The organism is Pseudoalteromonas sp., from assembly GCF_036960685.1.
Lineage (GTDB): Bacteria > Pseudomonadota > Gammaproteobacteria > Enterobacterales > Alteromonadaceae > Pseudoalteromonas.
The window spans coordinates 1-12,809 of the sequence record NZ_JBALXK010000015.1; the positions used below are offsets into that span (position 1 = coordinate 1).

A 12,809-nucleotide genomic window follows, 5' to 3' on the forward strand; every position below is an offset into this window, starting at 1 on the left:
TGACCAAGGTGATTATTATGCCTTGATCTGATCACTACATATTCTATAAGTTCAATTTATAATGATCTTGCCGTGGGGGATCACTAATGGCCCTAAAGAAATACTTAGCATTTATTTTATAATCCAATTGCGTATTGCCAGCCACTATAACTCACTTAGATTAAGTCAATATTAAGAATATAAATTATCAATCCTTTACTTGTTTTAGCTATTCATAGCGAGTTACTCTACTCACTTACGCGATTAACCATGCCGCTTTTCATTCATCATTAGTGACAATGCGAGCAAAATAATTTCACGCATAAAAGTAGGTAAAAATGTTGTATTACTGGTTGAAGATGATGACATTATTGCCGATGCAATTAGCACGTTTTTAGCAAATGAAGGCATTGCATTAGAACATGTAAGGTCTATCAGCGGCGCTAAAAACATTATTGCTGCAAGTCAGTTTGATATAGCAATACTTGATTTAAATTTACCAGATGGCAATGGACTCAGTTGGTTAACCTGGTTACGTAAACAACAAAACGCTTTACCTGTATTAGTACTTACGGCCAGTAACACCATTGACGACAAAGTCGCGGGCCTAAAAAGTGGCGCAGATGACTATTTAGTTAAGCCGTTTGATCTAAGAGAATTGCTTGCCCGTTTATACAGTTTACAAAGACGAGCCAATGATCGATTAACAAATATACTCTCCCATGGACAGTTAAATTATGACCTTGAGCAACATAAGGCTCAGCTTAACGGTGAACATATAAGTCTCTCGCGCAGTGAGGATTTACTGTTAAAAACCCTGCTCAATAATCCGCAACGAATTTTATCGGAAAACCAATTAAAAAATGTACTGTATGGCACCTACGACGACGTATCTAGTAATGCATTGAATGTGCATATATTCAACTTGCGTAAAAAATTCGGTTCAAAAGCAATTGAAACAATCCGCAATTTTGGTTTTCGTTTAGGTCCCGCAGAGCAGTTTAAATAATAAGCTAGAAAACAGCTTTGATAAACGTCTTGAATCCACCGCAATGATGCTGAGTAACATTTTAAGGCATGTCCCCCATGATTCACTTAAAGCTGGTGTACCAAACATAATTACAGAAAATGAAATTGGCACTGAAAAAGGGCTAACATGCCAAATTAGCTCTTTGCATGGTGCTATTCTTACAACCAGTAACAGTGGGCCTTTCCCAAATAACAACGCTTTTAGTGCTGGTTTCGATTATCTCACTAGCAACAAGGCTCGTTGGCGGACATTTACTTTAATTACCAAGCAACGCAAGATCACCATAGCAGACAAGGTATCAGAGCGGCAGTCACTTTATTATGATTTATTAAAAAGCATACTTATTCCACCTACTCTGGCAATTTTCATTACGTTGGCGCTACTTTGGTTTGCCATTGGTAAAGGTATCCAACCCATAATGCAACTTACCACAGCCCTAAAAAAGCGCGGAAGTAATGATCTAGCCCCCATAGAGCTCACACAGCCTTCCAAAGAATTGCAGCCTCTGCTTGATAGTCAAAATGCCCTCATGGCGCGTTTAGAGCAAACCATTAAACGTGAAAAGCAGTTTACCAGTAATGCTGCACATGAGCTGCGTACACCATTGGCAGGCATTTTATCGCAAACCCAAATTGCGCACTTGAGCACGGGCGATAAACAGCTACACGCGTTAGAACAAGTAGAATTAAGCTGCAAAAAATTAACGGCCATATTGGATAACTTACTTTTATTAGCCAATATTGATGCTGCGCCATTAATGCGCAGTAAAGAAAGTTACGCTATTGAGGCATTACTTAAAAGCATCATTCAAGAGCTCGCACCTAACGAAGAGCGCGTAGCTTATATGATACAAGGTGACGAATATACATCGGCGCTGCCACCTATGCTACTGGCTATTGTTGGTAAGAATCTGCTTGATAACGCGCTCAAATACAGCAAAAAAAATACACCGATTATTATTATCAGTGAAGTCACAGACGAGCATATAAGTCTTAGAGTCAGGAATGAAGCCACACTCCCAGCTGCGGATGTGCCATTAATGACAACTCGTTTTTGGCGAAAAGGAAATGCGCAAGGCGCAGGTCTAGGTTTATCCATCGTAGATACAATCGCGCAAAGTTATCATGGCTCGATAAAACTTCAGCAGCAAGATGAAATATTTACAGCCGAATTTACCATCCCTGCAGCTTAGCCCTCTAAATCATTAATATATGGCCCAATACAGACCGGCCATATACTAACCACTCGTATTAGCTTATTACTGACATCACTAACCAAATAGTGTAACCAATATAAGCGAGTAATAGCGCTGCGCCTTCAACTCGGTTGATCCGTCCCTGGCGACGAAAACCATATGCCATCATCAATAACGCAACCATCATTGCCATCATTACCAGCCAATCACGTGACAACACTTCGGGGGCGACTGAGGTTATCGGTGTGATCAGGCCTGCAATGCCCACAACAGCTAGAATATTAAACATATTTGAGCCAACCACATTACCAATTGCAATGTCATGCTCTCCTTTTCGCACCGCTATTATTGATGCCGCCAATTCCGGTAATGAAGTGCCCAATGCAACAATAGTCAACCCAATAACTAAGTCACTCACGCCCAAACTTTGGGCTATACTTACAGAGCCCCACACCAGTATTCGCGAACTAATAACCAATATAATAAGCCCAAATATAAGCCAGAAAATGGCTTTTCCTAATGTCATTTCGTGACTATGTAATGCTTGCTCAGTATCAGTTTCTAATGAGTCACCTTTATTGCTCATTGCCGAATAAATACTCCATGCGATTAAAACAAAAAAGCCTATCAGTAAGAGCACTGCATCAAAGCGTTCCAAAGCGCCATTCCACAGTAAAGCCCCAAAAAAAAGCCCGATAATCAACAACAGAGGGAGCTCTTTACGGACAATTTTAGAGTGCACAACAATAGGCGCAATTAGTGCAGTAACACCAAGGATCAGCCCTGTATTAACGATATTTGAACCCAGCGCATTGCCTAGTGCTAAATCAGGATTACCATCAACTGCCGCCATTGCCGACACCACCATTTCAGGTGCTGATGTACCAAACCCGACAATTACCATACCAATAAGCAGCGAAGGCATACCAGCATACTTAGCCGTAGCCGCCGCGCCATCAACAAATCTATCGGCGCTCCAGACTAACAATATAAAACCACCTAAAATAGCCAAGCTGGCGAGGATCATGATGATTCCTTAAGTAAAAAATAAATAATACTGGTTAGTTAGCACCAGCAATAAATCGCATTAAGCGACATAGTAAACAAGCATAACCGTTTTAACACTAAACCTTTATACGAGTTAATATTAACCAGTGATTATAATATCGCAAAGAGATTTGTGCTGATGCTAATGCAATAATTGGTGTGAAATAAGTAAACCTGAAAAATCTAGCCTCTGGACCACGCGAACAAACAGCAAACGCTGTCAGTAAATACAATGCAGATACAATTTAAGGGGCTTTTTTGCCTGCTTATTCCTTGTCTGTCTGGTTGTCAAAGTTTATAGCATAAACAAAAAAGCCACTACCTAAGTTAAGTAGTGGCTTGGTGAGAGTCGAACATGTTTCTTGGCCAGTTAACCTAAGCTCAGGTTAGTTAGGCTCACGGAGGTGGAAAATTTGGCACTTGTTACCTAAATCAGGTTGTTGCGCAAAATTAGTTTTATCTGCAAGGCCACAATCACTTAAGCCTAGTGCTTGCTTTGTATAGCGATTGATCAACATCACGCCGCCACCTGCAACAGGAGCAATGCGCCATTGTGCTGTTTTAGTTTCGCACGACGCCATTTCAACATTGGCACCGGGTACTAAAGCATTGTTTGCCACCGCGGCGCAATAATCACTTTCAAGGTCTTGTTTTAGAGCAACGTAACCAGTATCTGTTGGTGCAAAAAACCACTGCTGGGCATCGCTATGAGTAAACGCTTGTTGCTCAACATTAGTGCCTGCTTTAACAGTACCTGCAACGCTCAACGCTTTACCGCTTTGTTGACTCATTACTGCCACGCTGCCAACTGGCTGTAATTGCCAGTCACCACATGCCGTGTCTTTGCCTTGCTGTAACACTGCTTGATTTTGTGCAGCTGAACACCCTGCTACGGCTAATGGTTTTTCAGTGTAGCGGTTCGTAATGGTGACATTTCCATCAGTACTTGGGGCAACTTTCCATTGTTGGCAGAAGTTGTTACGCCAAGCAGCAGATTGCGTTTTCGCATTATCAGCATCGCTACAATTAGCCAACTCTAAAAACTTGCTGTCTTCGCGATTTGCTAAACGGACAAAGCCATCTGTAGTGGCATCAATCACCCACTGACCATTGGTTGCAGCACATTGACGTTGCACAGCACGCGCATCTTGAGGATCGGCTGCAATGTCTAAACACAAACCGCTAGTTGCATTTACGAGGTTATAACGCTGACCTTGAACACGAGTAACCAGTGGTCCGTATTCGCCTGATGGCGGAGCTACTTCAACACCCGGTGTTACAGGTTTTGCAAAGTTTGGCGTGCCATCATCATGCCAAGTAAATTTTTGCGCACGTAAAGAACGTGTGGCACTACAACCATGTTCTACTGAGTCATTACCGTGATATACCAGCCAATCTTCACTGCCATCTGGAGAAGTGAAGAAACCATTGTGACCAGGGCCAAATACTTCAGTGGTACGTTCAAATACTGGTTGATCAAACTTTTTCCAGCTGTTTGCATCAAGCGGATCATCACCAACAAGTTCTAACATCCCTAACTTATAATCTGGCGTGTTACAAAAGCTTGCTGAGTAAGTCATAAACGTGCGACCGTTATGCTGCAGAATTTCAGCACCTTCAGTTACCTTACGTCCGCTGATCTCCCAATCAAGTTCAGGACGTGTGATCACAGTATGTGGCGTGCCTTTTTTCAGTGTCCATGGGTTTTCCATTTCAGCAATAATATTAAGCTGTTGATCGCCCTGCCACTGTGAATAAATAACATAGAGTTTATCTTTGTAGCTTAAATAGTTACCATCAATATTCCATACGTCAGGCATGAGCGCGCCTTTGTACTCATACGGGCCCATTGGGTCGTCACCAGCACTTTCTAATACATTAAGGTGTTGGTTATCTAATGTGCCATCAGTGCCGGCTGTGTACATCATGTACCAACGGTAGCCATCAGGGCCTTTAACACGATGAAATTCGAACGCCCAAAAGTTACAACAGCGAGCAGGATCGGTTGCTGACCATACATTTACTGGAGTTGCATCGGCAAGTCCGGCTAACGTCGGTGACTTACGCATCACCAATTCAGATGTCCATGTTGTTGTAGTCAGGTAATAGTTACCATCCCAGTACTCAAGCCATGGATCGGCACCATTTGGAAACAGTGGATTAGTGAACACGCCATCGTCTTGCGTGGGTGCTTTGGCGCTCGTAATTGGCGCCTTATCTGCTGTTTTTTGTGTGTCTGCGCTAGTTGTAGATTCACAACCACTAAGCGAGCTTAAAGACAAAGCAAATAAGCCTACAAGGCCTGTTGCTTTAGCGGTACGCTTTAACTTAGTGCGCAAGTGATGTTGTACATTCATTGTTGGTATCACCCTTAGTTATTATAACAAACCCACTATTGGGGTTTAATTTTATAGAAAGCTGTTTTGAGTCGCTTGCGCCGCAGTTGTTATCACTAAGGCTGCAAACAGCAGCCCTATTTGATTAACAACGTGCATTACTTAGTACCAAACTCATACACGATACGAGTTGAGTAAACCTCACCAGGGAGCAGTGTCGTGCTTGGGAATGTTGGCTGATTAGGCGCGTCTGGGAAGTGCTGTGGCTCTAAACAAAAACCACTTCTTAATTTATGCACTAAACCCGAGGCTTGTTTACTGCTGCCATCTAAAAAGTTGCCTGAGTAAAACTGTACCGCGGGCTCTTCTGTATACACAGTCAAGGTACGCCCTGAGCTTGGTTCATACACATTAGCAGCTTCAATCAAATCATGATTAGGCTTGTTTTTAAGCACAAAGTTATGGTCATAACCTTTGCCAAGCTTGAGCTGCTCATCATCGATATTAATATCTTTGCCAATCGCTTTTGGATTTCTAAAATCAAACGGCGTACCCGCCACTTGCATCAACTCACCCGTTGGGATCAAACCGCCATCAACTGGGGTAATTGCATTTGAGTTAATTTGCATTTGGTGATCAAGAATATCGCCCTTACCGGCTAAGTTAAAATAACTATGCTGGGTCATATTAATGATGGTTGGCTTATTAGTTTTTGCCACAAATTGCATATCTAGGGTATTTTTGTTGGTCAGTGTGTAGGTAACTTGTGTTGTAAGCTCGCCAGGGTAACCTTGGTCGCCATCAGGGCTCACTAAACTGAGTGTGACACCCGCACTGTTTTCTGTACTAAATGGCACCATGGTCCAGACTTTCTTATCAAAGCCCTGTACACCACCGTGCAAGTGGTTATCACCGTCATTTGTGGCTAACTGATAGTCGGTGCCATTTAAGCTAAATTTACCATTGGCAATACGGTTACCAAAGCGGCCAATGATCGCGCCAAAGTAAGTGGTTGCATTGGTATAATCTTCTAAGTTATCCAAGCCTAAAACAATGTTACCCATATTGCCATTGCTGTCTGGCGTTTCGATGCGCGTTATGATGCCACCATAATTGATCACATCAACGCTCACACCATTACTATTGGTTAGCGTTACTTGGTTGATCGGAGTTTGATCTGCAAGCTTGCCATAAGCGTGCAGTAATGCAGAAGGTGAATTGCTCATATTGTCTCCTTGGTGAGCACACGCGGGGGTTAAGGCAATTGAAAAGGACACTGCCACTGCAAAGATACCGCGAGAGAATTTTTTAATAGATGCTGACGACTGATGAACCGCTGTTAGGCGCTGAGTTACACATTGCAATGACATACCAATAACCTTTTTATAATTGTATTTATACTTTTATAATACAATACAGTAGTCAATTGCAAATTTATTCGCCTAAGTTTTTAATTGTATTTTGCCGTTTTTAACTAAAATACAGTCCATACCTGCCGCCGCCGCTGCCTGATAACCTATTTGCGTGTCTTCAAACACCACACAATGATTTGGCTGTATACCAATTTGTTTGGCAACCGTTAAAAAGGTTTCTGGGTGTGGTTTACCGTGACGAACATCACTGGCCGTGACTAACGCATCAATTTTATCGATTAACCCGGTATGAGTTAAATGATCAATGGCATGCTCGCGGTCTGCACCAGTACCTACACCAATTGGCATTTTGCCATGGTAATAATTTAATATATCGACTGTCTCAGTAATGATTTCTGGTTGCTGGTTTAAACCTAACCAAAATTGGTGTTTTTGCTGCGCAATTTCATCCGCATTATGGCTAAGGCCAAATTTTTCATTGAGAATATCAACGGTTGCAAGCGTTGGCACGCCACCTAAACCATACATGTAGTCGTAGTCAAACGGATAGCCAAAAGCTTGGCAGGTCAGCTCCCACGCTTGCAAATGTGCGCCCATCGAATCGATTAGCGTACCATCCATATCAAAAATAATGCCTTGGTATTTTGTTAGACTTAGCATTGTTACTCCTAAAATTAAAAGCCCACAATAGCATAAGCCAGCGCTAGGCTGGCTTATGAAAACAACATATTATTGTCTACTTGCGCTATAAAATTATAAGCCGCGCTTTAGCATGTAATACGCTGCATTATGGCGTAGTTCTGTTTTGAAACCACGGATGCTGGTATCAGCATCGATGATCATGGTTTCAACGCCAGCCATTTCAGCAAAATCAACAATCATATCTGTAGTGACCGCTTGGCTGTATGCAGTGTGGTGTGCACCACCAGCATGGATCCACGCAGCAGACGCTACTGAAAGGTTTGGCTTTGGTTCCCACAATGCTGACGCCACTGGTAAGTGTGGTAATTCAGCCGGTGGTGTTACCGTGTCTACTTCGTTAATTAAGATGCGGAAACGGTTACCCATATCAATTGGTGAAACGTTAATTGCCGCACCAGCTTTAGCAGTAAACAATAAACGACCTACATCACATTTCACACCAATTGTATGAGTGTGAACTTCTAGACGCGGTTTTTGCGCTGCAATTGATGGACACACTTCTAACATGTGAGCACCCAATACTTGGTCAGTATCACCCATGTTATAGGTGTAGTCTTCCATGAATGAACAACCGCCTTCACGGCCTTCACCCATTACTTTCATGATGCGAACCATAGCAGCTGTTTTCCAGTCGCCCTCGCCACCATAGCCGTAACCTTTCGCCATTAAGCGCTGCGTTGCAAGGCCCGGTAAACCTGATAAACCTGATAAATCTTCAAAACAGTTAGTGAATGCTTTAAAGCCACCTTTTTCTAAAAAGCGCTCCATACCAAGCTCTAAACGTGCTTCGTTGCGTAGCATCGATACTTTGTAATCATCTTGCAGCGTTTCATCGCTAATCACATAGTCAGTTTTGTATACTTCAAGCTGTGCATCTACTTCGGCATCAGTGACGGTATCAACAACTTTAACTAGCTCCGCTACGCCAAAGGCATGTACTTCATAACCAAAGGTGATTTGTGCTGATACTTTGTTACCTTCAGTAACCGCAACTTGACGCATGTTATCGCCAAAACGAGCCACTTTAAGTGTTTGGCTTTCAGCCCAACCTTTAGCTGCGCGACACCAATCATCAATTTGCTTTTGTACGTCAGCACGTTGCCAGTGACCCGCAACCACTTTACGCTCTTTACGCATCACTGTGCCGATAAAACCAAATTCACGGTCACCGTGGGCACTTTGGTGGGTATTCATGTAGTTCATATCAATATCAGCCCACGGTAGCGCGGCATTGAATTGCGTATGAAGGTGTAACCATGGTTTACGTAACTCGTTTAAACCAGCAATCCACATTTTCGCTGGTGAGAACGTATGCATCCACAATACGAGGCCCACACAGTTAGGATCGGTGTTTGCGGCTTGGCACACGGCATGAATTTCTTCAGGCGTTTTCACCGTTGGTTTACACACTAGATTAACCGGTAAATTAGCTTCGCTATTTAAACCAGCAACAATTGCAGCGCTATTATCTGCAACGGTATTTAACACTTTTGGGCCATATAAATGTTGTGACCCAGTTACAAACCAAACTTCTTTCATTGATGACGGCATATATAAATTCCTCTTGTACTTGTTAGCCACGGTTACTTTGGCCGTAGTAGGCATCTTTACCGTGTTTTCTTAAATAATGTTTATCCATCACAGACTTCTTAAGTGCACCGGCATTTTGATCTAAGGTGCGAGTTAAGTAAGCCATGCGAGCAATTTCTTCTAGTAGTGCAGCGTGATACACAGACTGCGCAGCATCTTTACCCCAAGTAAACGGTGCATGTCCTGCCACAATCACCATAGGTGCCGCTTTCGGATCACGGTCTTTATAAGCATCGGTAATTTGAATACCGGTCTCAAGCTCATAATCACCATTTACTTGCGCATCAGTAAGCTCGCGGGTGCAGGTAATGTCACCGTGCACATAATCAGCGTGTGTAGTACCGAAACAAGGAATGCTCTGCTTTGCTTGTGCCCATGCAGTGGCATACGTTGAATGAGTATGCGTTACGCCACCAATGTCATTAAAATGACGATACAAATGAATATGGGTTTTGGTATCCGAAGACGGCCGCATGCTGCCCTCAACGATGTTGTTTTCTAAATCAACAATCACCATGTCTTCTGCTTTCATTTGGTCATACGATACACCACTTGGTTTAATCGCAATCACGCCTTTGTCGCGGTCGATTTGCGATACATTACCAAAGGTATAAATCACCAAACCACGACGTTGTAATTCCATATTTGCTTCGAATACTTCGCGCTTTAATTCTGTGTAGCTCATGCTTTTGCTCCATCAACATACTGTGCTAACGCTTGATAGTTAGCATAGAGTTCGTTATAAACCGCAACCCGCTCTGGGTTAGGTAAATACTGATGACATACAGCAGAAGCCATAACTTGCTGAGCATCCGCCACTGTTGCATATTCGCCCGCTGCCACAGCAGCCATAATTGCAGCACCAAGCGCACAGCTTTGCTCGCTTTCAAGTACGTCAATTGGGCAGTTCCATACATCAGCACAAGTTTGCATTACGTAATCAGATTTTTTCGAAATACCGCCAATCACAACCACTGACTCAATCGGTACGCCTTCACTTTGAAAACGCTCAGTAATGGCGCGTGCGCCAAAGGCCGTCGCCTCAACTAATGCTTTAAAGAACTGCGGCGCATCAGTGCCCATTTTCATGCCCGTCATGGCCATTGCTACGCTTTGATCAGCATCAGGAGTGCGACGACCGTTGACCCAGTCAAGTGCCGTTACATCGGTATTTTTAACCGGTAACGCACTGGCAGCTTTTGATAAATCAACTAAAATTGAGTCTTCAATTTTGTTGATCAAGCTTTGTTCAACGTCGTTTAAATTTGTTAATTGGCGAGTCGGCCATAACATCAGGTTTTTAAACCATGCATATAAATCACCAAACGCAGATTGACCCGCTTCAAGGCCAATCATGCCTGGAATAACCGAGCCATCAACCTGACCACAGATACCTTTTACACAGGTATCGCCAAGTTGTTGTTTTGAAGTAACGGTAATATCACAGGTAGAAGTACCCATTACTTTAGTCAGTACGCCTGGGCGCACATTAGCGGCAACTGCGCCCATGTGGCAGTCAAAAGCACCGTAACCAACAACGACGCTCTGCGGTAAACCCAGTTTCTCAGCCCATTGCGCGGTTAGTTTACCCGCGACTTGGTCGCTTGGTTGAGTTGTTGCATTAAGCGTATCCACCACACCATCTAATAATGGGTCAATTTTGCTGAAGAAACTATTTGGTGGGAAACCACCCCATTGCTCATTCCACATTTGTTTGTGGCCTGTAGCACAACGACCCAGCGTTAATACTTCAGGGTGTGTGGTGCCGCACATTAATGCCGTCATCCAGTCACAATGCTCTACCCACGAGTAAGTAGCGGCTTTTACAGCGGCGTCATCTCTGAAGATATGCAGTGCTTTAGCCCAGTACCATTCTGATGAATAGATACCACCCATATGTGAAAGATAATTAACCTCGTTATTGGTCGCGGCTTTGGTGATCTCATTCGCTTCTTTAATCGACGTATGGTCTTTCCAAAGAATGAACATAGCATTTGGATTTTCAGCAAATTCTTCCGTCAGCGCTAAAGGTGTGCCTTGGCTATTAATCGCCACTGGCGTTGAACCTGTGGTGTCAAAGCTCATACCAACAACGTTATCTGCAGTACCTGCTGGCACTTGTTGCCATAGACCATTTACAACCTCAATTAAGCTGTCGATATAATCTTGTGGGTGCTGGCGAAACTGGTCTTTACTCGGATCACAATATAAGCCTTGTGCCCAACGCGGATAATTTACTAAATGGCTAGCCAGCTCTTTACCTGTGGTAACATCAACAAGCAGTGCTCTTACTGAATCAGAGCCATAATCTAAGCCCAATGTATAACGAGACATAAATACCTTTCACTAATTGGATACTAACAATGTTAGTCATTACTGTTATTTGTATGATAATATCAATAATGATAGGTTGTAAAGGTATTATAAAAATATTATTAACAGATTAATTCTGAAATATTCGTGACACCTGTGCCCTTTAAACTAATGTTTTGCACTTATAAAGGGCTTAAACCATGTCACAAGCAATGCTAAAAGCCGTTAATTTATTTTGTATGATGAAAATAGGATGTCTATGTCTAGCCAATTAGAACAATTAAAAACCATGACCACTGTGGTTGCTGATACCGGTGATTTTGAAGCAATCGATCAATATAAGCCGCAAGATGCCACTACAAATCCATCGTTATTGCTCAATGCGATTAAAATTGAAAAATACCGTCCACTGGCTGTTGAAGCCGTTGCTTGGGCTAAGCAACAAACCAATGACAATGCACAAGTGATCAGTAAAGCCGCAGATAAGTTATCAGTATTAATTGGTGCAAACTTAATGGCACAAGTGCCTGGTTTAGTCTCAACTGAGGTCGATGCGCGCTTATCATTTGATACGCAAGCAACTATTAATAAAGCGCTTGAGTTGGTTGCGCTATATAAAGAGCAAGACATTGACACTTCACGGGTGTTGATCAAAGTAGCGTCAACATGGGAAGGTATTCAAGCGGCAAAAGTACTTGAGCAACAAGGTATTCGTTGTAACTTAACGCTGGTATTCGCGTTTGCTCAAGCACGTGCTTGTGCTGAAGCCGGTGCTTACCTAATTTCACCATTTGTTGGTCGAATTCTTGATTGGTATAAAGCCAATAATGCTGATACTGATTTTAGTGGTGCTAACGATCCGGGCGTGCAATCAGTTACGCACATTTATGACTTTTTCAAAAAGCATGATTATAAAACCATCGTTATGGGCGCAAGTTTCAGAAACATCAACGAAATTCAACTACTAGCAGGCTGCGATAGACTAACTATCAGCCCAGGTCTATTGTCTGAGCTGGCAGCAACCGATGCGCCTTTAGAACGTCAACTTACTCATACAACTGAAACAGTTGCGGCGCCTGCGCCTATGAGTGAGCAAGCTTTCCGCTGGGAAATGAACCAAGATGCAATGGCAACAGATAAACTAAGCCAAGGCATTCGTCAGTTTGCAATTGACCAAGAAAAGCTTGAAGCCATTTTAGCTGAGCTTGTCTAAATCATTAACTAAATTGGGCTCTTGATAATAA

Annotated in this window: 11 protein-coding genes and 1 pseudogene; 4 read left to right on the forward strand and 8 right to left on the reverse strand. The window is 42.9% G+C overall.

The genetic code is table 11. The features are described from left to right. Positions 1-243: 243 nt before the first annotated feature. A complete protein-coding gene (locus tag V7783_RS13220; protein ID WP_335679117.1) occupies positions 244-432 on the reverse strand; it encodes a hypothetical protein in 189 nt (62 codons plus the stop codon). Here V7783_RS13220 and V7783_RS13225 point away from each other — a divergent pair. The 3 genes and pseudogenes from V7783_RS13225 to V7783_RS13235 all read left to right on the forward strand — a co-directional run. Next, a pseudogene (locus V7783_RS13225) lies at positions 362-592 on the forward strand (response regulator); the annotation flags it as partial. The gene V7783_RS13220 and the pseudogene V7783_RS13225 sit on opposite strands and share 71 nt — an antisense overlap. A 45-nt stretch (positions 593-637) precedes the next feature. Then, positions 638-988, forward strand: a complete 351-nt coding sequence (locus tag V7783_RS13230) for a winged helix-turn-helix domain-containing protein (protein WP_335679118.1) — start codon at positions 638-640, stop codon at positions 986-988. Between the two features lie 43 nt (positions 989-1,031). Beyond that, complete coding sequence (locus V7783_RS13235) at positions 1,032-2,201, forward strand: ATP-binding protein (RefSeq protein WP_335679119.1); 1,170 nt, start codon at positions 1,032-1,034, stop codon at positions 2,199-2,201. A gap of 58 nt (positions 2,202-2,259) precedes the next feature. Here V7783_RS13235 and V7783_RS13240 read toward each other — a convergent pair whose 3' ends face one another. From V7783_RS13240 to V7783_RS13270, 7 genes are all read right to left on the reverse strand, one after another. Next, positions 2,260-3,231: a calcium/sodium antiporter gene (locus V7783_RS13240; RefSeq protein ID WP_192541338.1), complete on the reverse strand. Its 972-nt coding sequence runs from the start codon at positions 3,229-3,231 to the stop codon at positions 2,260-2,262. Between the two features lie 406 nt (positions 3,232-3,637). Next, positions 3,638-5,608, reverse strand: a complete 1,971-nt coding sequence (locus V7783_RS13245) for a family 43 glycosylhydrolase (protein WP_283709088.1) — start codon at positions 5,606-5,608, stop codon at positions 3,638-3,640. 137 nt (positions 5,609-5,745) lie between these two features. Next, positions 5,746-6,813, reverse strand: a complete 1,068-nt coding sequence (locus tag V7783_RS13250) for an aldose epimerase family protein (RefSeq protein WP_225736544.1) — start codon at positions 6,811-6,813, stop codon at positions 5,746-5,748. A 216-nt stretch (positions 6,814-7,029) separates the two neighbouring features. Continuing rightward, the gene (locus V7783_RS13255) at positions 7,030-7,620 is read right to left on the reverse strand and encodes an HAD family hydrolase (RefSeq protein ID WP_064665183.1); all 591 of its coding nucleotides are present in this window, start codon (positions 7,618-7,620) and stop codon (positions 7,030-7,032) included. A 93-nt stretch (positions 7,621-7,713) separates the two neighbouring features. Next, complete coding sequence (gene araA / locus V7783_RS13260) at positions 7,714-9,213, reverse strand: L-arabinose isomerase (RefSeq protein ID WP_149980044.1); 1,500 nt, start codon at positions 9,211-9,213, stop codon at positions 7,714-7,716. Positions 9,214-9,235: 22 nt separating this feature from the next. Then, positions 9,236-9,937 (reverse strand): L-ribulose-5-phosphate 4-epimerase, encoded by a 702-nt coding sequence (locus tag V7783_RS13265; protein ID WP_064665185.1) that lies wholly within the window; start codon positions 9,935-9,937, stop codon positions 9,236-9,238. After that, complete coding sequence (locus V7783_RS13270) at positions 9,934-11,586, reverse strand: ribulokinase (protein WP_192541335.1); 1,653 nt, start codon at positions 11,584-11,586, stop codon at positions 9,934-9,936. Before V7783_RS13270 ends, V7783_RS13265 begins: the two co-directional genes overlap by 4 nt. Positions 11,587-11,824: 238 nt before the next feature. Between V7783_RS13270 and tal the strand changes: the two genes are divergently transcribed. Further along, entirely contained in the window at positions 11,825-12,778 is a 954-nt protein-coding gene (gene tal / locus V7783_RS13275; RefSeq protein WP_192541334.1) for a transaldolase, read from the forward strand. The last annotated feature ends 31 nt before the right edge of the window (positions 12,779-12,809 follow it).